This is a genomic window from Billgrantia pellis (assembly GCF_008297955.1).
GTDB lineage: Bacteria > Pseudomonadota > Gammaproteobacteria > Pseudomonadales > Halomonadaceae > Halomonas > Halomonas pellis.
This window is the reverse complement of the sequence record NZ_VTPY01000003.1, coordinates 210,233-232,899: the sequence shown is the minus strand read 5'-3', so window position 1 is coordinate 232,899 and position 22,667 is coordinate 210,233. Positions and strand designations below refer to the sequence as shown.

Genomic DNA, 22,667 nt, shown 5'->3' with positions numbered 1-22,667 from the left:
CTTTCGCAAGAAGAGAGAACAAGGGGAATGTCGATGAAGGCGTTGCAAACCGGGACGTCTCGCCTTGGCCGGTCACTGGCTCTCGCTGCACTGCTGGGCGCCTCCGGGGCGGCAGTCGCCGACGCCGAGCGGCTCGAGGCCGATCTGCGAGCGATGTTCGGGGAGAGCGGCAGTCTCACGCTGGGCGATGTCTCCAGTGCCATGCTGCGCTCCCGCGTCACCGCCGAGGACGTGCGGTTCGAGGCGCAGGAGGGCGAGCGCCTTCATATCGACCGCTACATCGTGAGCGGTGATTACGATAATCCCGACGAGGTGACTCTCGAAGGGGTGCGTATCGAGGACAGCCTCACCGAACTGACGCTGATGACCGCCGAGCGCATCGTACTGGGCGAGCCGTCGCGCGCGGTCTTTCCGCTGCATGAGGGACTGGCCGAAGACGTGCGCCTGGGCAGCCTGGCCATCGACGACATCGCTATCGAGCTTGCCTCGGAGCTGGCCGAGGAGATGTTCATCGATACGCCGCTGCAGACGCGTCGGGGGCGCATGACCATCGACAGCGTGCGCGGCGAGGATATCACCCGGCATGCCATCGGAATGTTCGAGCTGACCGGCGTGGCCGGCTCGACCGAGGATGTCGACGGGCGCGGCTCGGGCTCCTTCACGCTGGCGTCGATGCGTTTCGAAGGCCTGCGGGGGATCGATATCGAAGGCGAGGAGCGACTCGACACGCTGCTGCTGCGCAATCTCGTCGTAGACTCACGCGAGTTCGCCGGTAGCGTGGCGCAGCTCGATCTTGACGGCGCCTTCGAAGACGGCAAGGGCGGCTTGCGGCTGGAGTCGCTGGAGCTCGACCTGGCGCGCATGATCGAACTTGCGCCGGCCGATGAGCGCACTCAACTGCGCATGGCCAGCAACGTGCTCACCGGCGGCACCGGGGAGCTGCGGATGGATGCCGCCTTGCTCGGCAGCTGGCAGGACATGGGTGAGCACAGCGTGCTGACCAGCGACAGTCGCATCGACATTCACGATGCCCTGCGCCTGGCGTTCGATGCCAACCTGCCGGTGCGGCTGCCGGAGGGAATGACGCCGGCCGAGGCCTTCGCCGATGCCGACTGGCTGGAGCGTGCGACGCTGCTTGGCGGCGACCTGCATCTGATGCTGTCCGATCAGGGCCTGTTCCCCCGTCTCGTCACCCTGGGCGCCGCCACGCAGGGCGTCACCGAGGCGCAGTACATCGAGCAGGCACGTACCCAGGCCCAGGGATTTGGCATGATGTTCGGCCCCGAGGTGCAGGCGGTGTTGGTGGCGCTGGTGGACCTGCTGGAGGGCAGTGCCGAGGAATTGGACCTGCGCCTCACTCTGCCGGCCCAGAGCAAACTGTCCACCTATGCCGACGACCCGCTGGGCCTGCCGGGCAAGCTCGGGGTGAAAGTCGAGACGCGCTGAAGCGACTAAACCTCGCATGAGAAATCCTGCAACCACTCATGACGGCCTTTCATGTGAAAGGCATCATGGGCTGGGGTATCATGGCGCCTTCCGACTCTTCCCGTGATGCGAGGTTTCCCGCCGATGTTCAGCCGTGACATGACGATTGCCGGTTTCGATGACGCCCTGTTCGATGCGATGCAGAAAGAGGTCGCACGCCAGGAAGCGCACATCGAGCTGATCGCTTCCGAGAACTATGCCAGCCCGCGCGTTCTCGAAGCCCAGGGGAGCCAGCTGACCAACAAGTATGCGGAAGGCTATCCCGGCAAGCGTTACTACGGCGGCTGCGAGTACGTCGACATCGTCGAGCAGCTGGCCATCGATTACGCCAAGCAGCTGTTCGACGCCAGCTACGCCAACGTGCAGCCCCACTCCGGCTCCCAGGCCAACAGCGCCGTGTTTCAGGCGCTGGTCAAGCCGGGCGACACGGTACTGGGCATGAGCCTGGATGCTGGCGGCCACCTCACTCACGGCGCCAAGCCGAACTTCTCCGGCAAGCACTACCATGCGGTGCAGTACGGTATCGATGACAGTGGACGCATTGACTACGAGGAAGTGGCCAGGCTCGCCCGCGAGCATCAGCCGAAGATGATCATCGCCGGCTTCTCCGCCTACTCCCAGGTCATCGACTGGGCCAGGTTCCGGGAGATCGCCGACCAGGTGGGCGCGTATCTGCTGGTCGACATGGCCCACATCGCCGGCTTGGTAGCCGCCGGCATCTACCCCACGCCGCTGCCCCATGCGCACGTGGTCACCACCACCACGCACAAGACCCTGCGCGGCCCGCGCGGCGGCCTGATCCTTTCCGCCGAGGGCGATGCCGAAATCGAGAAGAAGCTGCAGTCCGCCGTCTTCCCCGGTGGCCAGGGCGGCCCGCTGGAGCACGTCATCGCCGCCAAGGCGGTGTGCTTCAAGGAAGCCATGGCGCCCGAATTCAAGACCTACCAGCAGCAGGTGGTCAAGAACGCCCAGGTCATGGCCGGCGTCTTCGTCGAGCGCGGCTATGACGTCGTCTCCGGGGGCACCGAGGACCACCTCTTCCTGCTCTCTCTGATCAAGCAGGGCCTGACCGGCAAGGACGCGGACGCCGCCCTGGGACGCGCCCACATCACCGTCAACAAGAACGCCGTGCCCGGCGATCCGCAGAGCCCGTTTGTCACCTCCGGTCTGCGCATCGGCACGCCGGCGGTCACCACCCGAGGCTTCGGCGAAAGCGAATGCCGTGAGTTGGCCGGCTGGATCTGCGACATTCTCGACGTGATGGCCAAAGGCGAGGATAGCGCGGGCATCGAGGCCGAAGTGAAGGGCAAGGTCGAGAGCGTCTGCTCGCGCTTGCCGGTCTATCGTTGAGCCGTAGAACCGCAGTGAGAACGACCCTACCACCTGGTGGGGTTTTTCATGTCGCCGCCCCGGTCCGAGTTGGAAGGCGGTTCCAGTGAATTTCGCTCATTCCTCGCACGTCGGTGGAGAAAATTTTATAGAGTAAAACAATATATTGTCAGTAGTTGGCTTGCACTATGCTGTGGTCATCTCAAGCGGCAACGACACTGTTGGAGACCGCTTTCATGGCCAAGCCTATCGTGACTCCCTTCTTCGACGAGCCGACCCATACCTTCAGCTACGTGGTGCAGGATTCCGATAGCCAGGTCTGCGCCATTCTCGATTCGGTGCTCGACTTCGACTATGCGGCCGGCAGGACCGACGTACGTTCCGCCGATGCGATCATCGATTACATTCGACGCGAGGGGTTGACCGTCGAGTGGCTCCTCGAGACTCACGTTCACGCCGATCACCTCTCGGCCGCGCCCTATTTGCAAGAGACGCTGGGTGGCAGGACCGGCATCGGTGCCAGAATCGTCGACGTGCAGGCAATGTTCGGCAAGGTTTTCAATGCCGGTATCGAGTTTGCTCGCGACGGGAGTCAATTCGACCGTCTCTTCGAGGAAGGCGACACCTTAACCATCGGGAAACTGGAAGGGCGGGTGTTGCATACGCCGGGCCACACGCCGGCTTGCCTGTCCTACGTGATCGGCGATGCCGCCTTTGTCGGCGATACACTGTTCATGCCCGATTACGGCACCGCCCGCTGCGACTTCCCCGGTGGCGATGCGCGCATGCTCTACCGCTCCATCCAGCGGATCCTGGCACTGCCGGACGAGACGCGTCTTTTTCCGTGCCACGACTACAAGGCGCCGGGTCGCGAGGAGTACCAGTACGAAACCACCGTGGCCGAGCAGCGTGCTCACAACATCCATGTTCGCGAGGGCATCGGCGAGGAGGCGTTCGTCAGGATGCGTACCGAGCGCGATGCCACTCTCGACATGCCGAAGCTGATCCTGCCGTCCGTTCAGGTGAACATGCGTGCCGGGCACATGCCGCCCCCCGAAGACAACGGCCAGGCCTATCTCAAGGTTCCGCTCAACCGCTTCTGAAGTTGGCGCGGTGTATCCTGAGCGCTACCTGCCCATCCTGCGATGGCGGCTCGGCCATGGGCGTGCATGTTGGCGCGCGATCTGCTGGCGACGAGGATCGCTACCGTCATGATCCTGACTGGTGGGCACGCTCGGCCGTACTCGGCGGCGATGGTTGCGTAGCGGCTCAGGGCGTTTCACTGCCCATCATTTCCCTCAGGCGCTCCTCTTCCGGCATGCCGGCGACGCGGTCCAGGCGTTCATCGAGGTAGTACACCGTGGTGGGCGTGGCGTAGAAGCCCAGCTCCTCGAACAGCTGGTTGTTGCGATAGACTTGGTCCTCGATATCCCGCGGTTGGGCCGTCGGTGCGACGTCTTCACCGTTGCTGTGCTCGCGCAGCGCCGCTGCGGGGTCCTCGGCACCGAGCAGGGAAGCTGCCTTGGCCGGGCTATCCTGCTGCAGAATGCCCACCAGGACATGGCGCAGCTGTACCTCGCCAGCTTCCACCCAGGGCCGGGTGGCCTCCCAGAATCGGCGACAATAGGGGCAGTTGGGATCGGTGAAGGTGTAGAGCACGCGAGGTGCGTCGTCTCGGCCATCGGCGATCCAATGGCTCGCTTCCAACTGCCGCCATACCATTTTCTCCTGAGGTTGTCGGATTCGTTCATACAACGCCGCCTCGCCTACGTCGTTGCCCTCGGCATCGAGCAAGCTGCCGGCGATGGCATGGTTGCCGTCGGCGGTGAGATAGACGGTCATCTCGCGGCCTTGATGGCTGGCCGCGTAGCCGGTGAGTCCGCTCGGTGCCGCGAATTCGCCATGGATCTCGAGGCCTTGCTCGACCAAGGCTTGTATGGGGGCCGGCCAATCGTCGGCATAAATCGCGGTGGTGGCGTGAAGGCTTGCCAGGGCGGCAGGAAGCAGTGCGATGCGAAAAGCCATGTCGGGAGTCCTCGGGGCAAGTGACGTTCGGTGAGTGCGGATGGGCGAGGAGGAGACGATGCGTCGCAGTCGGTTGCGGCGGTCCGCATCGCCTGCGCTAGCGCCTCGCTGTGTCGAGTTGACGCATCCTGGCTTCTCGTTTGCTATCGCCATAGTATGCTGTTCCTCACTTCCTACCTATTGGCGCAACGATACAACAAGGAGCCTTCATGAAGCTGCCCCATCACCTGCTGGCTGCAATCGGCCTGTCATTGGTCACGTTGTCGGCACTTGCCGATGCGCTGGTCATCGAGCACGCTCAGGTGCGTGCCGTACCGCCGGGTTCGCCAACGTCGGCGGCCTTCATGTCGCTGCACAACCCGGGGGAGCAAGATGTCAAGCTGGTAGGGGCTGGCTCCCCGGCCGCGGAGGCGGTCGAGCTGCACCGCCATGCGGATGTGGACGGCGTCATGCAAATGCGCCAGGTGCCCGAGATCGTCATCCCCGCCGGAGGGCGCACCGAGCTGCAACCGGGTGGATGGCACATGATGCTGATCGGGCTGACGGAACCGTTGGTGGAGGGAGAGTCGGTGCGTATCGAACTGGAGCTCGAAACGGGCGAGACCCAGGCTCTGGACGCGCCGATCAAACGTATCCTGGAATCGGGCGCGAACGACCACGCACATGATCATGAGTAGCCGTCAGGGCCGGTCGCCATCGTCCAGAATGCCCGGGCGCTGGGCGGCGCGTGGCCCAGCGGGTACACTGTTGGCCGAATAAGGTACCAATCATGAGCCCGGCGGCCCCCGGGTCGCCCCGCTTCGCGTTCGGAACGAGACCATGCATTGCCCCTTCTGTGGCGCCCATGAAACCCGTGTGACCGACTCCCGCCTGGTGGCGGAAGGCGACCAGGTACGCCGGCGTCGCCAATGCACCGCCTGTGGCGAACGTTTCACCACCTACGAGACCGCCGAACTGGTCATGCCTCGGGTGGTGAAGGCCGATGGTTCGCGCGAAACCTTCAACGAGCAGAAACTGCGGGCCGGCATGTTGCGGGCGCTGGAGAAGCGCCCGGTCAGCGCCGAGGCGATCGAGGCCGCGGTGGAGCGGATCCGTCATCGTCTGCGCGCCAGTGGTGAGCGCGAGATCCAGGCGCGCGATATCGGCGAAGCCGTCATGCAGGCGCTGAAGCGCCTCGATCAGGTGGCCTACATCCGTTTCGCCTCGGTTTATCGCCGCTTTCAGGATCTCGACGAGTTTCGTGCCGAGATCGACCGTCTTTCGCAGGAGCCGGGCTTTCCGCCCGGCACCGCTGACGATGAGAGAGAGTGATCGGTACCGAGCGTGAACCGGGCGGTTCGCCCCGCCGAGAGCCGCCAGTTTCCAGACCCAGCGCAGGAGCGATATGGCCAAGCCGACCGACGCCGCCTGGATGGCCCGGGCGCTACAACTGGCCCGCCGCGGCCTCTATACCACCCACCCCAACCCTCGGGTGGGCTGCGTATTGGTCAAGCATCACCGGCTGGTGGGCGAGGGCTGGCATGAGCGTGCCGGAGAGCCGCATGCCGAGGTTCATGCCCTGGGCATGGCGGGGGAGGCCGCGCGCCGCGCCACGGCCTACGTGACGTTGGAACCCTGCTCCCATCATGGCCGAACCGGTCCCTGCGCCGTGGCGTTGATCGGGGCCGGCGTTCAACGGGTGGTCGTGGCCATGCAGGATCCCAATCCCGAGGTGGCCGGGCGTGGTATCGCCATGCTGCGCGAAGCCGGTATCGAGGTGAATGTCGGGCTGCTGGAAGAGGAGGCGCGGGCGCTTAACCCGGGCTTCGTCTCGCGCATGATTCGCCAGCGTCCCTACGTGCGACTGAAGATGGCCATGAGTCTCGACGGACGTACCGCCATGCCGTCGGGCGAGTCGCAGTGGATCACCGGCCCCCATGCGCGCGGCGAAGTGCAGCGGTTGCGGGCCCGTTCGAGTGCGATCATGACCGGCGTCGACTCGATCATCTTCGATAACTCGCGGCTGACGGTGCGGGCCGCTCAACTGGGACTGGAGCAGGCCGAGGCCGTCGCCGCGCGCCAACCGTTGCGGGTGGTGGTCGACACGCAACTGCGCCTGCCTCAGGCTGCGGCCTGCCTGCGCGAGCCCGGCCGCACTCTGGTAGCGACCGTGAGCGGTTGCGACCGACAGCGGCGCAAGCGGCTGGAGGCCGCCGGCGCCGAGGTGCTGGTGCTGCCGGCCGGCGAGCACGGCCGCGTCGAGCTGCATGCGCTGCTGCGCTACCTGGCCGAGCATGAGCGGGTCAACGAGCTTTTGCTGGAGACCGGGGCGACGCTTGCCGGTGCCATGCTGGACGCCGATCTGGTCGACGAAATGCAGCTGTTCGTCGCGCCGACGCTGCTCGGCGGCGAAGCCCGGCCGCTGTTTGCACTGCCGGGACTGACCCGCATGGCACAGCAGCGCCCCCTGGAGATTCTCGATATCCGTGCCATCGGTCGCGACTGGCGAATCACCGCGCGACCCGAGCGTCGGCAGGATTGAGTTTCATTGTGGGCGCCTATGTGCTCGCTACTGGCGCCCGAAGCCGCGCCAATGTACTCTGACGCCCATTCAATTCGGTGCGACGTGAGCGACAGCGCCCTGCTGCGGTGTACTGTCGCGCCAGAAAGTAGACATTCGGAGATTCCCAAGTGAAATCCTCCCGCGGGGGCCTGGCTCCCATCGAAGAGCTGATTGAGGACATTCGCCAGGGCAAGATGGTGATCCTCATGGACGATGAGGATCGCGAGAACGAAGGCGACATCATCATGGCCGCCGAGAAGGTCGAGGCCGAGCACATCAATTTCATGGCGCGGCATGCGCGTGGCCTGATCTGCATGCCGATGACCCGGGAGCGCTGCGAGCGACTCCGGTTGCCGCTGATGGTGAGCAACAACGGCTCCGGTTTCGGCACCAAGTTCACCCTGTCGATCGAGGCCGCCGAGGGCGTGACCACCGGCATCTCGGCCGCCGACCGCGCACACACGGTCCGTGTGGCAGCCGCTCGCAACGCCCGGGCCGAGGACATCGTTCAGCCCGGCCATATCTTCCCGCTGATGGCCGAGCCGGGCGGCGTGCTGCGCCGCGCGGGGCATACCGAGGCGGCCTGTGACCTCGCCGCCCTGGCCGGCTGCGACCCCAGCGGAGTGATCTGCGAGGTCATGAACGACGACGGCAGCATGGCCCGACGCCCCGAACTGGAGCGCTTCGCTGCCGAACATGGGCTCAAAGTGGGCACCATCGCCGATCTGATTCACTACCGGATCCACAACGAGCGCACCGTCGAGCCCGTGGCGTCCGAGCCGGTGGAAACGACCGTAGGGCCACTGACCCTGCATGTCTTCCACGATCGTATCCAGAACGCTCACCACCTGGCGCTGGTCAAGGGGCAGCCGACCCCCGATGCGCTGACGACGGTGCGTGTGCATCTGGCCGATACCATGCGTGACCTGCTGGGGCTGCAGAGGGGCGAGAGCCGCAACTGGACCATTCACAGCGCGCTGGAGGAGATCGCCCAGGCCGAGCAAGGCGTCTTCGTGCTGCTCGATGACGGGCGCCCGCGTCAGGATCTGCGCGACCAGGTCGACGTATTCCTGGAGCGCCGGCGCTTGCCGCGCACCAGCGACTCGGATGGCGCAGGTAACTATCTGAGCATAGGCACCGGCTCGCAGATTTTGCGGCACCTGGGCGTCGGACGCATGCGCCTGCTCAGTTCGCCTTGGAAATTCTCCGCCTTGTCCGGCTTCGATCTGGAAGTGGTCGAGCTGATCGCGCCGGGAGAGGGCGCAGCGAACGAAGAAGGTTGAGTCCGCTTCGTTCCGCGCAAGGGCCGGTGTGCTTCATGCCCGCTCGTCGTGCTCCGGACCTAAACCGTTTTCAGCAGGACCCTTTTTATCAGGAATTCGCGATGCATACCCTGTCTCAATTGGAAGGCAACTTTGTCGATGTCGACGGTCGCTACGTGATCGTGGTGGGCCGCTTCAATCACCATGTCGTCGATAGCTTGGTCGAAGGGGCCGTGGATAGCCTGGTTCGTCATGGCGTGGATGCAGAGCACATCGACATCGTGCACGTGCCGGGTGCCTGGGAGCTGCCGCTGGCGGTCAAGCGTGCCCTGCAAGCGGTGCGCCCCGATGCGGTCATCGCACTGGGCGCGGTGATTCGCGGCGGCACGCCCCACTTCGAGTACGTGGCGGGCGGCTGCAATGCGGCACTGGGCAATCTTCAGCTCGAGTTCGACACGCCCATCGCCAATGGCGTGCTGACGGTCAATTCGATCGAGCAGGCTATCGAACGCTCCGGCACCAAGGCCGGCAACAAGGGCGCCGAAGCCGCCATGGCCGCCATGGAGATGGTCTCGCTGATGCGCGGTTTCGGCGACGACGTTTCGCAGAGCGGAGAGCAGGCATGAGTGAATCGCGTCCGCAGCGCACCCCGTCGGCGGGCCAGCAGGCGCGGCGCGCGGCCCGCGAGCTTGCCGTGCAGGGGCTTTACCAATGGCAGATGACCGGTAAGTCGGCGAGTTCGGTGGAAGCGGAGTTTCGCAGCCAGCAGCCCGACGAGGATCTCGAGGATCACGAGAACTGGGCCAAGGTGATGCAGATCGCCGACCTGGCGCTGTTCCACGAACTGCTGCACAACGTGGTGCGCTTCCGCGGCGAGCTGGATGCCGCCATCGCGCCACTGCTCGATCGCCGCCTCGAAGACCTGGATCCCATCGAGCTGGCCATCCTGCGTCTCGGTACCTACGAACTCAGCCGTCGTCTGGACGTGCCCTATCGGGTCGTGATCAACGAAGGCGTCGAACTCGCCAAATCCTTCGGTGCCACCGACGGCCACAAATACGTCAATGGTATCCTCGACAAGCTGGCGGCCCGGTTGCGTAGCGCCGAGGTCAGCGCACGTCGCCGCTGAGGGATCACCCGGTGGCCAGCGAATTCGAACTGATCGCCCGTCATTTTACGCCTGCCACGCCGGGTCCCCAGGCCGGCGTGGCGTTCGGTGTGGGCGATGACTGTGCGATGCTCGCTCCGCGACCGGGTCTGCGACTGGCGGTCAGCGTCGACACCTCGGTGGCCAACGTGCATTTTCCCGCCGATGCTCCCCCCGAGGCGATCGGCTACCGTGCGCTGGCGGTGAGCCTGAGCGATCTGGCGGCAATGGGGGCCGAGCCGCGCTGGTGCCTGATGGCATTGGCGCTGAACGAGGATGACGACGCCTGGCTGGCCGAGTTCGCGCGCGGCTTCCATGGGCTGTGCCGGACGAGCGGAACCGCGTTGGTCGGCGGCGACGTGACCCGCGGTGAGCTGGCCATCGGCGTGACGGTCATGGGCGAAGTGCCGCCTGACCTGGCGTTGTCGCGCGCCGGCGCCCGCCGCGGCGATGTCCTGGCCGTGACCGGCGCGTTGGGCGGTGGCGCCGGCGGCCTGGTCCTGTGGCGGCGCGGCGAGCGCGATCTGGCGCACCCGCTTCTGGCACGTTACCTGATGCCACAGCCCCGTCTGGCCGCCGGACTGGCGCTGCGCGACCTGGCGCATGCGGCGATCGACATCTCCGACGGCCTGCTGGCCGACCTCGAGCATCTTCTGGCCGCCTCCCGTCTCGGCGCACGCCTCGAGGCCGACGCGCTGCCGCTGGCCGAGGGCCTGGTCGAGGCGCTGGGGGGCGAGGAGGCGCATCGCGCCGCCCTCAGCGGTGGCGATGATTACGAGCTGCTCGTGAGCCTGCCGGCCACCGCCCTGGACGAGGCCACTCGACGCTTGGCGGGGTTGGGCCTGTCACTGACGCCGATCGGCGTGACCAGTACCGAGCGGGGCGTGGCTGGCGTAGCTCTGGACGGCCACCATGGCTGGCAGCATTTCCAGGGGGGGGGAGAATGAATCGCGCCCCCCAGAGCGTCTGGCGTCGCCCCATACACTTCTTCTCCTTCGGGCTCGGTAGTGGTGCCGTGCCGTGGGCACCGGGCACCTTCGGAACATTGGCGGCGATTCCTTTCTACTGGCTGTTGTCGGAGCTGCCGCTGAATTGGTACCTGACGCTGGTTGCCGTTTCCTTCGTGGTCGGCATCTGGCTTTGCGACAGAACGTCCCGCGACCTCGGTGTCCACGATCACTCCGGCATCGTGTGGGACGAGTTCGTCGGCTACTGGATTACCATGGCAGCGGTTCCGTTCTCCTGGGAGGCGGCGCTGTGGGGCTTCGTGTTGTTTCGCATCTTCGACGTGTTCAAGCCGTGGCCCATTCGCTGGGCCGACCGGCGTGTGGCCGGAGGGTTCGGTATCATGATCGACGATGTTCTTGCCGGCATCTATGCCTGGAGCACGATGCACTTGTGGCTCTGGTTGCATTAGTCTTTCGAGCCAACCTTGAGCGCAGCATGAGCAAGCGTAGACAGTTGTTGGATAGAGCCTAGGTCAAGGAAACGACAAGGGGGCGGAGCAATGCGCAAGGAACGTCTGATCGTCCCGTTGCTGGTCGCGCTGCTGCTGGTATGGCTGAGCGCACAGGCAGCCTCGAGCTGGCTCTTCGAACGTGAGATGGCACGCACTCTCACCGACCTGGAGGCGCGAGGGGAGCTCGACGTCGAGCGCATGGATGTCGACCGGGGCTGGTGGCAGTCGACCGGACGTATCCGTCTGGCACCGCTGCTGGGCGATAGCTGGCAACTGGAGCTGACCTACCGCGCCAGGCATGGTGTGCTCAGCACGCATCTCGATGGCGAGGCGTCGCTGCAATACGGCCCGGAGGCCGCCGACCTGTTCGGCGATTCGCTGGCGTCGCCTCCACCCCGCTGGGAAGCCAGCTACCGTACCCTGAGCGGTACCCTGGAAGGCGGCCTCGAACTCGCTCCGTTACGCATCACCCAGCAGGAGCGCGAGCTGGCCTTCGATGGCGGCCGCCTGCGCTTCAGCGGTGAGCGTGGCAACTGGCGCCTGCGCGCTCAGCTCAAGCGATGGGTCCTGAGCGACGGGGCGGCCCGGCTGGAGATCGGTCCCTCCGTACTCAATAGCCAGTACGCCTACACCGAAGGCGCCCACTCTTTCACTCAGGAAGATCGCCTGGAGATCGACTCGTTCAGTTGGCGGCAGCCGCAGCTTGAGCTTGATGGCGGCACCGTGCGGCTGGCCAACCGCACCGCCCTCGACGATCAAGAGCTCAGGATGCAACTCACCGTCGACCTGGGCGAGATACGTACCGCCGAGCAGGTACTGCTCACCGGACAGCTCGAAGCGGAGCTGTCGCGACTCAACGCCGACGCCATTCGCAGCACCATAAAGCGCCTGCGCCGTTTGGCCGCCGGTGGAAGGCAGGGGGATGGCGCGCGACCGCTGCTGGTTGAAGTCGAGCCGCAGCTGCTTCGAATACTGCGAGATTCGCCGCGTCTCGATCTGCAGCGTCTCGAGCTCGACAGTCCTATGCTGGGCCTCTCGGCTCGTGTCGACGGTGCGCTGTTTTTCGACGGGCGTCGCCTCGACGAGCTGAGTGTGGTCGAGCTCGACGACCCCGACATGCGCGAGCGCTGGCGCCGTCGCATCGACGGCGACTTTACCTGGCACGAGCTGCCCACGGTAGTGGCGCTATGGCTCGGATTGCCGCTGGATACCCGCACGCTGGAGGTCGACATCGGGCGCGGCCAGGTAAGAGTCAACGGCCGTCCGCTGCCCAACCTGCGCCGCTGAGACGGCAAAATGCTGGTGCGACTTGAAGTTGGTCTCTGCTGCCCACATTCCACAGGGCAGTGTGCTTTCGGCTTTTCAGCTTCAGGACGAGGTGTTCATGAGCGAACATGATCAGGACGAACGGAACTGGCAGCAGGCGAAAGGGGAGACGAACGAGGCGCTGGGCTCCGACGGTGAAGTGGCCAACCATGCCGTGATACCGGCCAGCGACTATCTGCCCGAGCGCATCTATCTGCTGCCGATCCACAACCGACCCTTCTTTCCGGCCCAGGTTCAGCCGTTGGTGATCAATCGCGAGCGCTGGGAGGAGACCATCCGCCGGGTCGGCAACACCCCGCATCATACTCTTGGCGTGGCCTTTGTCGGCGACACGTCGGTGGAGGCGCTCGGCCACGAGCACTTTCCCGAGGTCGGCACGGCGGTGAAAGTGCATAAGCTGCATGGCGAGGATCAGCAGTTGCAGTTCATTGCCCAGGGGCTGCGCCGTTTTCGCATTCAACGCTGGCTGTCGAAGAAACCGCCCTACCTGGTCGAGGTCAGCTATCCGCGCGAGCCGGTCAAGGCCGACGAGGACGAGACTCGCGCCTACGCCATGGCAATCATCAACGGCATCAAGGAGCTGTTGCCGATCAATCCGCTCTATGGCGAGGAGCTCAAGCATTACCTCAATCGCTTCAGTCCGCACGAGCCGGGGCCGCTGACCGATTTCGCCGCGGCGATCACCTCGGCAAAGGGCCACGAGCTGCAGGCCGTGCTCGAGACGATGCCGGTCCAAGCGCGCATGGAAAAGGTGCTGCCGCTGCTGCGCAAGGAAATCGACGTCGCCCAGCTGCAGACCGAGATCAGCGAACAGGTCAACGCGCAGATGCAGGAGCGCCAGCGTGAATTCTTCCTGCGCGAGCAGCTCAAGGTGATCCAGCGCGAACTGGGCATCTCCAAGGATGATCGCGAAAACGATGTTGATACCTTCCGCGATCGTCTCGAAGGGCTGACGGTGCCGCCCAAGGTGCTCACCCGTATCGAGGAGGAGCTCGACAAGCTCGCGGTGCTGGAGACCGGGTCGCCGGAGTACGGTACCACCCGCAACTATCTTGACTGGCTCACCGCCATGCCATGGGGAGTGCGTAGCGAGGACCAGCTCGACCTGCCGCATGCCCGCGCGATTCTGGATCGTGATCATGACGGCCTCAAGGACGTCAAGGAGCGCATCATCGAGTTCCTTGCGGAGGGTACCTTCAAGGGCGATGTCGGCGGCTCGATCCTGCTGCTGGTGGGTCCGCCCGGCGTCGGCAAGACCTCCGTCGGCCGCTCCATCGCCGAGGCGCTGGGGCGCCAGTTCTACCGCTTTTCGGTTGGCGGCATGCGCGACGAAGCCGAGATCAAGGGGCACCGTCGTACCTATATCGGTGCCATGCCGGGCAAGCTGGTGCAGGCGCTCAAGGAGGTCGAGGTCGAGAACCCGGTGATCATGCTCGACGAGATCGACAAGCTGGGCAAGTCCTTCCAGGGCGACCCCGCCTCGGCACTGCTCGAAGTGCTGGATCCCGAGCAGAACGTCGATTTCCTCGATCACTATCTCGATGTGCGCCTGGACCTCTCCAAGGTGCTGTTCGTCTGCACCGCCAACGCGCTGGATACCATCCCCGGCCCGCTGCTCGACCGCATGGAGCAGATCCGCCTGTCGGGCTACATCGCCGAGGAGAAGATGGCGATCGCCAAGCATCACTTGTGGCCCAAGCTGCTCGAGCGCGACAAGATCCCGCGTAAGCGTATCAATCTCACTGATGCAGCGCTGCGCCAGGTGATCGAGGGCTATGCCCGCGAGGCCGGGGTGCGTCAGCTCGAGAAACAGCTGCACAGCATCGTGCGCAAGGCTGCGGTCAGGCTGCTCGAGGGGGATCAGGCGTCAGTGCGCATCTCGGTCAAGAACCTGGAGGAGTACCTCGGCGCGCCGCTGTTCCGCCAGGAGCAGGTGCTCAAGGGCGAGGGGGTCGTCACCGGGTTGGCCTGGACTGCCATGGGCGGCGCTACGCTGCCCATCGAGGCGGGTAAGGTGCATTCGTTGACGCGCGGCTTCAAGCTCACCGGCAAGCTCGGCGAAGTGATGCAAGAGTCGGCCAACATTGCCTACAGCTACACGCTGGGCCATCTCGCCGAGTACGGCGTCGATGCCGATTTCTTCGATTCCGCCTTCGTGCATCTGCACGTGCCGGAAGGCGCCACGCCCAAGGATGGCCCCTCGGCGGGCGTGACCATGGCCACGGCACTCCTGTCGCTGGCGCGTCACCAGGCCATCGGCCGGCCGTTGGCAATGACCGGCGAGTTGACGCTGACCGGTCAGGTGCTGCCGGTGGGCGGGATTCGCGAGAAGATCATTGCCGCCCGGCGCAGCAAGATCTTTGAAGTGATCCTACCGGAGGCCAACCGTCGCGATTACGATGAGCTGCCCGACTTCCTCAGGGAGGGCATGATGGTGCACTTCGCCAAGCGTTACCGCGATGTGGCCAACGTCGCCTTCGGCGGCTAACCGGTTCACCCCATGGAGATACTGGCACCGCCGTCGATGACCACGGTTTCACCCGTAATGAAGGTATTCTCGGCGGAGGCCAGGAAGACAGCCGTTCGGGCCACCTCTACGGCCTCGGCGACTCGGCCGAGCGGGGTGGCCGCCGCCCATAGGCGGCGCGATTCGGAGCGGGCGTCCTGCATGCCGGCACTGACCGGCCCCGGCGCCACGGCGTTGACCAGGATACCTTGCGGGCCGAGTTCGACTGCCAATGCCCGGGCCAGCGCCAGCATGGCGCCCTTGCTCATGGCATAGGCCGAACGCTCAGCGGTGGTGCGCAGGCCGTGGGCCGATGCGACGATGACCAGGCGGCCACCGCGTTCATCGATCATCAGGCGCGTGGCGGCCTGCAGCGCCCGGTAAGCGCCGGTGACGTTGACTGCCATGACGGCTTCCAGGTCGGCGGGTGAGACGTCGACGAAACGGCCGCGCCGGATCAATCCGGCCGCATTGATACACGCATCGAGCCCTTCGCCATATGCCTCGATCCGGGCGAAGGCCCGTGCGATGCTTCCTGCGTCGGCCATGTCGCAGGCCACGAAGCGGCAGCGCTCCGGCCAGCGCTCGAGCAAGTCCGTCACTCTCCCTTCCGCTTCCTCGAGATCGAGCAGGAAGACGAAGTTTCCCGTCTTGAGCAGCGCCTCGACGATGGCACGACCGATTCCCCCGGCCCCCCCTAGCACGGCCGTGGTCCTCATGCCTGTCTCCTCGGTATTCTTCGCATGAAAAAGTCGGCATTATAGACGTTTGCACGACATTTCTTTATAACGTTTTCACACCATAACGTATCACAACAACATCATCGCGCAGCGATGCTGGACGCCAAAACGGAGAGACACATGTCAAACCGCAAGCATGCCTTCGCTCGTACTCTGCTGGCATCGGCCACCGCCGTATGGATGGGCGCGACCGCCGCTTCCGCCCAGGCTGAGACCCGCGTCACCTACAAGTCCGCCTCGGCGGGCACCGCTTATTACCAGATGGGGGTCGAGCTGGCGGAAGCGATTCGTAAGGGGACCGACGGTGACATCGTCGTGACGCTGGAGGAGAGCCAGGGCTCGGTGCAGAACGTCATGGAAGTGATGGCACGCCAGGGCAACTACGTCTTCACCACGCCTCCTGGATTGGTGACGCGAGCGATGGAGGGCGAAGGGCCCTTCGCCGAGCGTCAACATCCGCGTTTCGAGGAGATCCGCGGTCTGTTTCCCATTCCCGCCATCACCATGCATTTCGTGGTGGCCGGCGACGAGGGGGTGATCGGCCTGGAGGCGCTCGAGGGCAAGGAGATCCTGATCGGTCGCGGCACCTTCGGCGCGCGCGAGGCCGAGCGCTATCTGGAACTGTTCGACATGCAGGAGAAGGTGGAGGTCGCCAATGCCGAGATCGGCAGTGGCCCCGATGCGTTGAAGAATGGCCAGATCGACGCTTTCGTCACGGCGAGCTCCTTCCCCAGTCCCAACGTGATCGAGACCGCGGCCAGCATGGCGATTAGCCTGATTAGTTTCAGCGACGAGCAGATCGAGCAAACCGGAGCGGCACGTCAGACCATTCCGGCGGGAACCTACGCCGGCGTCGACGAGGACGTGCAGACAACCTCGCTGCCGGTGATCGCTTACACCACCACCGGGATGGATGACGAGACCGCCTATACCCTGACCAAAACCTTTTGGGAGCGGCGCGAGGCCATGGCCGAGGAGTCACCCTGGTGGGGCAGCATCACACATGACATGATCGGCAATATCGCCGGATCGCTGCATCCGGGCGCCGTGCGCTACTACGACGAAGCCGACATCGAAATTCCCGACGAGTTGCGTTAATTCAACCGCCGGGCCGGGTCGTCAGCTGCCGACCCGGCCCAGGCCGACAGGCTAGATGTCTATGTCATCGACCCGTACTTCCTCGCCGGCGGCCGCTACGGCCGCCGGCGATGTTTCGGCGCGGCTGCATCCCCTCTGGGTGGGCTTGGGCGCCCTGACCGTGGCGTTTCACCTGGGGCTGATCTTCTATGGCCTGGCGCCGGCCCTGGTAAGCCGACCGATCCATATGGCGCTGGCGTTGCCGTGGATCCTGATTCATGCCGCGCGGACGCGCTACGAGCGGTGGAGCGGCTGGGCGCTGACGCTGATCGGGTTAGCCGCCTGTGCCTACATCGTGTTCAACGAGGAAGCGCTGTCGAACCAGTACGGCTTCATCGACAACCACTTCCAGATGCTGGTCGGTGGCTTCCTGATCGTGCTGGCGCTCGAAACGGCGCGGCGAGCGATCGGCTGGCCGCTGCCGCTGGTGGCGCTGATGGCGTTGCTGTACGGGTTGTTTGGCGACCTGGTACCCGGTCAGTTCGGCCATCCAGGGATGCCGCTCCCGAGCTTCGTCGGCACGCTGACCATTGCCGAGGGCGGGCTATGGGGCAAGCTGACCGGGGTCAGCGTCGGCGTGGTGGCGATATTCGTCATCTTCGGCGCCGTGCTCAATGCCGGGGAGGCGGGGCGGGGCTTCATGAACATGGCCAGTGCCGTTGCCGGGCGGCTGACCGGCGGAGCGGCGAAGGTGTCGGTGATTTCGTCGGCGCTGATGGGCTCCATTTCGGGCTCCGCCTCGGCCAACGTGGCCTCCACCGGAGCGATCACGATCCCCTCCATGGTTCGCCTGGGCTATCCGCGTGCCCTGGCCGGCGGGGTAGAGGCGGTGGCCTCCTCGGGCGGGCAAATCATGCCGCCGCTGATGGGGGCAGGGGCCTTCGTCATGGTGGAGCTCACCGGCACGCCCTACACCCAGATCATGGCGGCGGCAACGCTGCCTGCGATCCTCTACTTCGCCACAGTGTGGATGGGCATCGATGCCTTTGCCACACGACACGACCTGCGTCCGATAGCCTCGAGCGATCAGCCCAGCGGCAAGGAGGTACTGATCACGTCGCTGTTCTTTGCCATTCCTTTCGCTCTGCTGCTCGAGCGCATCTTTCTCGGCGGCGTCACGCCCCAGTACGCGGCCAGCATCGCCATCTTCGTCGGCATGCTGCTGCTGTGTTTCGACGTTCGCCTGCGCTTCTCGCTCACCGGCTTCGCCATCCGTCTGGCCGAGGCGATGGTCATCGCGGGTCGCCAGGTGGCGGTGATCGGGGCCATCATCATCTGCGCCTCGCTGGTGATCGGCGTGCTGTCGATGACGGGGCTCGGGGTCAAGATCACCTCCGCCATCCTTTCGCTGTCTGGGGAAATGCTATGGCCGGCGCTGCTGTTCACGGCGCTCGCCTGCCTGGTGCTGGGCATGGAGGTGCCGACCACCGCCGCCTACGTGATCTGCGTCTCGGTGGCGGGGCCGGCACTCACCGCGTTGGGGCTCGAGCCGCTGCTGGCGCATCTGTTCGTGTTCTGGTTCGCGCTGCTCTCGACCATCACCCCCCCGGTGTGTGGCGGGGTTTTCATCGCCGCCGGCATGGTGGGAGAGAACTGGCTCAAGGTGGCGATCAAGGCCATGGCGCTGGGCATCGGGCTCTATATCATTCCGCTGGCCATGGTCGCTAACCCGGATATCATTCGCCTGGCCACCGATCCCGCTGCCGCCGTCATCGATCTGTTGAAGGTCGGTGCCGGCCTGGCGGCGATCTCCTTCGGTGTGATTGCGCGACGCGCGGCGTGGCTGCGGGGCGTGCTGATCGTCGCCGGGGCGCTGGTGATCTTCCTGCTATGAGAGGGAAAGCCGAGGAGAGGCCTATGATCTTTGCCACGCTGGGACCTGAGGGGAACAACCATGTACTGGTGCTGCGTCGCTACCTCGCTGCGCGCGGCCCTGGCGATGCCGCGGTGAGGCTTTTCGATGATTTTCCGGCGGCGTTCGCGTCGCTGGTGGCGGGCGAGGTGGACCGGGTCCTGCAGTGCACGGCTCACTTCAGCCATGCCGACTGCGTGGGCCGCACCATGCATCGCGCCTTTCCGGTGGACACCTTCATCGCCGGCAGCCATCCGCTGGCGCTGTTGGCGCGGCGCGAGATCGCCGAGCCTCGCCAGGTGGCACGACAGCCGGCCACCCGCTACTACACCGACCTCACGGGATTCGCCGAGGAGATCGATGTTCCCACTACCGTGGCGGTGGCCGAGGGACTGCTGGCGGGCCGCTTCGAGGCGGGTATCTGCGCCCGCCAGACGCTGGAGCGGCATGCCGACAAGCTGCGCCTGATCGAGGATCTGGGGCCGGCGCTGGACGTTTGGGCGCTCTATGGCACTCAGCCGCTTCCCGCTGACAGTCCGTTGGTGCTGGAGCCGACGCGCTAGCCTAGCCGGACGGCCGGTCGCATGACAGAATCGGGGCTGACCCCCTACTAAGGAGCCTATCGGACTTACACGGCGCTACGGCGAATGCCGGCCGACTCCTTTCGATCCGCTTCGTTAATGGCACGCGGTAGGCAATCGATCGATGAGGTGAGTCGAAACCGTGATTCGTGACGACCGGCTAAATCCGACAGGCTTCCAGATCGTCGCTGCCCTCAGGGTGGCCCAAGACGGCACGAACTGCATAGCGCAACCTGCGCAAAAACGAGGACACCATGCCCGAATATCGCTCCCGCACCACCACCGCCGGCCGCAACATGGCCGGAGCCCGCGCCCTGTGGCGCGCCACTGGCATGAAGGACGACGATTTTCATAAACCGATCATCGCCGTGGCAAACTCCTTTACCCAGTTCGTGCCCGGTCACGTGCATCTCAAGGACATGGGGCAACTGGTGGCACGCGAGATCGAGAAGGCCGGCGGGGTGGCCAAGGAATTCAACACCATTGCCGTGGACGACGGCATCGCCATGGGCCACGACGGCATGCTCTATTCGCTGCCGAGCCGAGACATCATCGCCGATAGCGTCGAGTACATGGTCAACGCCCACTGCGCCGACGCTTTGGTGTGCATCTCGAACTGCGACAAGATCACTCCCGGCATGTTGATGGCCGCCATGCGCCTCAACATTCCCACCATCTTCGTTTCCGGCGGTCCCATGGAAGCCGGCAAGACCAAGCTGCTCGACCACGGACTCGATCTGGTCGATGCCATGGTCATGGCCGCCGATGACAGCGTCGATGACGATATGCTGGCCGAGGTCGAGCGCAGCGCCTGTCCCACCTGCGGTAGCTGCTCCGGCATGTTCACCGCCAACTCGATGAATTGCCTGACCGAGGCGCTGGGCCTGGCTCTGCCGGGCAACGGCACCGTGGTAGCGACCCATGCCGATCGCCGTCGCTTGTTCGAAACCGCCGGCCATCGCATCGTCGAGCTGGCCAAGCGCTACTACGAGGGCGAGGAGGCGCACCTCTTGCCGCGTGCCATCGGTTCGCTCGCCGCGTTCAAGAATGCCATGACGCTGGACATCGCCATGGGCGGCTCGACCAACACCATCCTACACCTGCTGGCCGCCGCCCAGGAGGCCGAGCTCGATTTCACCATGGCCGACATCGACCGCCTGTCGCGGGAAGTCCCCCAACTGTGCAAGGTGGCGCCCAATACCCAGAAGTACCACATCGAGGACGTGCACCGTGCCGGCGGTATCATGGCCATCCTCGGCGAGCTGGACCGTGCCGGCGTTCTCGACACCCGTGTGCCCACCGTGTACGGCGATACTCTCAAGGATGCGCTGGACGAGTGGGACATCATGCGCAACCCAACGCCGGAGGTGGTGGAGTTTTTCCGGGCGGGTCCCGGCGGCGTGCCCACCCAGGTGGCCTTCTCCCAGAACGCGCGGTGGCCGAGTCTAGACGGTGACCGCGCTACCGGCTGCATCCGCGATCTTGAGCACGCCTTCTCGAGGGAGGGCGGTCTGGCCGTTCTGCGCGGCAACATCGCCCAGGACGGCTGCGTGGTGAAAACCGCCGGCGTCGACGACTCGATCCTGTTGTTCGAGGGGACCGCCCACGTGGTCGAATCCCAGGATCAAGCGGTGGAACACATCCTCGGCGGCAAGGTGAAGAAAGGCGACGTCGTCGTCATCCGCTACGAAGGGCCGAAGGGGGGGCCGGGCATGCAGGAGATGCTCTATCCCACTTCGTATCTCAAGTCGAAGGGGCTCGGCAAGGCGTGCGCGCTGCTCACCGACGGACGCTTCTCCGGCGGCACTTCGGGGCTCTCCATCGGTCACGTGTCGCCCGAAGCGGCGGCGGGCGGCGCCATCGGTCTGGTCGAGAGCGGGGACGTCATCCGCATCGACATTCCCAACCGGCGTATCGATGTGCTGCTCTCCGACGACGAGTTGTCTCGTCGGCGCGAGGCGATGGAAGCCAAGGGCGTCGATGCCTGGAAGCCGAGCATTCAACGCGTGCGCAAGGTCTCGGCGGCGCTCAAGGCCTATGCGCTGCTGGCCACATCCGCCGACAAGGGGGCAGTGCGCGACCTCTCCAAGCTCGACTGAATTTCTTGACTGGCGCTCCTGGTTGACCCGGTGCGCCAGTGCGCTCCTTTCATTCATTCAGCAAGGCGACACAACGTATGCGCAAGCAGATCTTCGGCGTCGGCCTGATCGGTTTCGGTATTGCTGGCCGTGTCTTTCATGCCCCGCTTATTCAGGCGACTCCCGGGCTCGAGCTGCTGGCCGTAGCCAGCAGCTCCGCCGAGAAGGTTCACGAGGCGCTGCCTGGCGTGGAAGTGCTGCCCAGGGCGACGGAACTGATGAGTCGTCCCGACATCGATCTGGTGGTGATCGCCAGCCCCAACGAGACCCACTTCACACTGGGGAAGGCGGCGCTGGTTGCCGGCAAGCATGTGGTGATTGACAAGCCGTTCACCGTATCGCTATCCGAAGCCAAGCTGCTGAAGACCGAGGCCGACAAGGCCGAGCGCTTGCTCAGCATCTTTCATAATCGCCGCTGGGACAGCGATTTCCGAACCCTGCAGGCGCTAATCAAGGCGGGCACGGTGGGTCGCCCGGTCGCGCTCGAGCTGCGCTTCGATCGCTTCCGCCCAAAGGTAGCCGACCGCTGGCGGGAACAGCAGAAACCCGGCAGCGGTATCTGGTACGACCTGGGGGCGCATCTGCTTGACCAGGCACGCGAACTGTTCGGCATGCCGCGGGCGATTCTGCTCGACCTGATGGCCGCACGCGACGATGCCCAGGTGGACGACGATTTCCACGCGCTACTGGATTATGAAGAGGTTCGCGTCACCCTGCGCGCCAGCTCGTTGGTCGCCGAGCCCACGCCGCAGCTGGCACTGCACGGCACGCGCGGCAGCTTCGTCAAGTATGGGCGCGATCCACAGGAGAACTGGCTGCGCGAAGGGCGCACGCCGACTCGCGACTGGGGTGTCGATCCGCGACCGGGTAAGCTCTCGGTCGACGAGGGCGATGGCGAGGCCATTTCGCTGACCTCCCGGGAGCATCCAGGGCTACCGGGCGATTACCTGGCCTACTATGCCGGCATCGTCGAGTCCCTGGCGGAAGGCACACCGCCGCCAGTGACGGTGGAGGAGGCCACCGAGGTGATGGCGCTGCTGGAGGCGGGGCTGGACAGCTATCGCCAGGATCGCTGGATCCGTCTCAAGGAGAATAATGGCAATCTGCGCAAGCTGCTGCATCGCCGCGGCGCCTGAGT

At 65.0% G+C, this 22,667-nt stretch carries 20 protein-coding genes; 18 read left to right on the top strand and 2 right to left on the bottom strand.

Going from position 1 to position 22,667, the window contains the following annotated elements; translation table 11 throughout:
• The first annotated feature begins 33 nt into the window (after positions 1 to 33).
• The 3 genes from F0A17_RS06975 (at position 34) to F0A17_RS06965 (ending at position 3,917) form a co-directional block, all read left to right on the top strand.
• Positions 34 to 1,446 carry a hypothetical protein gene (locus F0A17_RS06975; RefSeq protein ID WP_149327635.1) on the top strand — a complete coding sequence of 471 codons (1,413 nt, stop codon included), beginning with the start codon at positions 34 to 36 and terminating at the stop codon, positions 1,444 to 1,446.
• A 123-nt stretch (positions 1,447 to 1,569) separates the two neighbouring features.
• Positions 1,570 to 2,835, top strand: a complete 1,266-nt coding sequence (gene glyA / locus F0A17_RS06970) for a serine hydroxymethyltransferase (RefSeq protein WP_149327634.1) — start codon at positions 1,570 to 1,572, stop codon at positions 2,833 to 2,835.
• A 215-nt stretch (positions 2,836 to 3,050) separates the two neighbouring features.
• On the top strand, positions 3,051 to 3,917 hold the full coding sequence (locus tag F0A17_RS06965; protein ID WP_149327633.1) for an MBL fold metallo-hydrolase: 867 nt from the start codon (positions 3,051 to 3,053) through the stop codon (positions 3,915 to 3,917).
• Positions 3,918 to 4,083: 166 nt separating this feature from the next.
• Here F0A17_RS06965 and dsbG read toward each other — a convergent pair whose 3' ends face one another.
• Entirely contained in the window at positions 4,084 to 4,839 is a 756-nt protein-coding gene (gene dsbG / locus F0A17_RS06960) for a thiol:disulfide interchange protein DsbG (RefSeq protein ID WP_149327632.1), read from the bottom strand.
• 209 nt (positions 4,840 to 5,048) lie between these two features.
• Between dsbG and F0A17_RS06955 the strand changes: the two genes are divergently transcribed.
• The 10 genes from F0A17_RS06955 (at position 5,049) to lon (ending at position 15,063) form a co-directional block, all read left to right on the top strand.
• Entirely contained in the window at positions 5,049 to 5,516 is a 468-nt protein-coding gene (locus F0A17_RS06955; protein WP_149327631.1) for a copper chaperone PCu(A)C, read from the top strand.
• A gap of 142 nt (positions 5,517 to 5,658) precedes the next feature.
• Positions 5,659 to 6,150 carry a transcriptional regulator NrdR gene (gene nrdR, locus F0A17_RS06950; protein ID WP_149327630.1) on the top strand — a complete coding sequence of 164 codons (492 nt, stop codon included), beginning with the start codon at positions 5,659 to 5,661 and terminating at the stop codon, positions 6,148 to 6,150.
• Positions 6,151 to 6,223: 73 nt separating this feature from the next.
• Positions 6,224 to 7,360 (top strand): bifunctional diaminohydroxyphosphoribosylaminopyrimidine deaminase/5-amino-6-(5-phosphoribosylamino)uracil reductase RibD, encoded by a 1,137-nt coding sequence (ribD, locus tag F0A17_RS06945; protein WP_149327629.1) that lies wholly within the window; start codon positions 6,224 to 6,226, stop codon positions 7,358 to 7,360.
• A gap of 149 nt (positions 7,361 to 7,509) precedes the next feature.
• A complete protein-coding gene (ribBA, locus tag F0A17_RS06940; RefSeq protein WP_149327628.1) occupies positions 7,510 to 8,664 on the top strand; it encodes a bifunctional 3,4-dihydroxy-2-butanone-4-phosphate synthase/GTP cyclohydrolase II in 1,155 nt (384 codons plus the stop codon).
• A gap of 101 nt (positions 8,665 to 8,765) precedes the next feature.
• Complete coding sequence (gene ribH, locus F0A17_RS06935) at positions 8,766 to 9,269, top strand: 6,7-dimethyl-8-ribityllumazine synthase (RefSeq protein ID WP_149327627.1); 504 nt, start codon at positions 8,766 to 8,768, stop codon at positions 9,267 to 9,269.
• On the top strand, positions 9,266 to 9,772 hold the full coding sequence (nusB, locus tag F0A17_RS06930) for a transcription antitermination factor NusB (protein ID WP_149327626.1): 507 nt from the start codon (positions 9,266 to 9,268) through the stop codon (positions 9,770 to 9,772). Before ribH ends, nusB begins: the two co-directional genes overlap by 4 nt.
• An 11-nt stretch (positions 9,773 to 9,783) precedes the next feature.
• Positions 9,784 to 10,737, top strand: coding sequence for a thiamine-phosphate kinase (thiL, locus tag F0A17_RS06925; protein ID WP_149327625.1), 954 nt, complete (start codon positions 9,784 to 9,786; stop codon positions 10,735 to 10,737).
• Positions 10,734 to 11,207: a phosphatidylglycerophosphatase A family protein gene (locus tag F0A17_RS06920; RefSeq protein ID WP_149327624.1), complete on the top strand. Its 474-nt coding sequence runs from the start codon at positions 10,734 to 10,736 to the stop codon at positions 11,205 to 11,207. Before thiL ends, F0A17_RS06920 begins: the two co-directional genes overlap by 4 nt.
• A 90-nt stretch (positions 11,208 to 11,297) precedes the next feature.
• Complete coding sequence (locus F0A17_RS06915) at positions 11,298 to 12,536, top strand: DUF945 family protein (RefSeq protein ID WP_149327623.1); 1,239 nt, start codon at positions 11,298 to 11,300, stop codon at positions 12,534 to 12,536.
• A gap of 97 nt (positions 12,537 to 12,633) precedes the next feature.
• Positions 12,634 to 15,063: an endopeptidase La gene (gene lon, locus F0A17_RS06910; RefSeq protein WP_149327622.1), complete on the top strand. Its 2,430-nt coding sequence runs from the start codon at positions 12,634 to 12,636 to the stop codon at positions 15,061 to 15,063.
• A gap of 5 nt (positions 15,064 to 15,068) precedes the next feature.
• Here the strand turns inward: lon and F0A17_RS06905 are convergent, their stop codons facing one another.
• Entirely contained in the window at positions 15,069 to 15,800 is a 732-nt protein-coding gene (locus F0A17_RS06905; RefSeq protein WP_149327621.1) for an SDR family NAD(P)-dependent oxidoreductase, read from the bottom strand.
• Positions 15,801 to 15,941: 141 nt separating this feature from the next.
• On the opposite strand from F0A17_RS06905, the gene F0A17_RS06900 reads away from it, so the two are divergent.
• The 5 genes from F0A17_RS06900 to F0A17_RS06880 all read left to right on the top strand — a co-directional run bounded on the left by F0A17_RS06900 (position 15,942) and on the right by F0A17_RS06880 (position 22,665).
• A complete protein-coding gene (locus F0A17_RS06900; protein WP_149327620.1) occupies positions 15,942 to 16,919 on the top strand; it encodes a TAXI family TRAP transporter solute-binding subunit in 978 nt (325 codons plus the stop codon).
• Positions 16,920 to 16,974: 55 nt separating this feature from the next.
• Positions 16,975 to 18,792, top strand: a complete 1,818-nt coding sequence (locus tag F0A17_RS06895; protein WP_228716829.1) for a TRAP transporter permease — start codon at positions 16,975 to 16,977, stop codon at positions 18,790 to 18,792.
• Positions 18,793 to 18,815: 23 nt separating this feature from the next.
• On the top strand, positions 18,816 to 19,373 hold the full coding sequence (locus F0A17_RS06890; RefSeq protein ID WP_149327618.1) for a hypothetical protein: 558 nt from the start codon (positions 18,816 to 18,818) through the stop codon (positions 19,371 to 19,373).
• A gap of 272 nt (positions 19,374 to 19,645) precedes the next feature.
• The gene (gene ilvD / locus F0A17_RS06885) at positions 19,646 to 21,490 is read left to right on the top strand and encodes a dihydroxy-acid dehydratase (protein ID WP_149327617.1); all 1,845 of its coding nucleotides are present in this window, start codon (positions 19,646 to 19,648) and stop codon (positions 21,488 to 21,490) included.
• Between the two features lie 77 nt (positions 21,491 to 21,567).
• Positions 21,568 to 22,665, top strand: coding sequence for an oxidoreductase (locus F0A17_RS06880; RefSeq protein ID WP_149327616.1), 1,098 nt, complete (start codon positions 21,568 to 21,570; stop codon positions 22,663 to 22,665).
• The last annotated feature ends 2 nt before the right edge of the window (positions 22,666 to 22,667 follow it).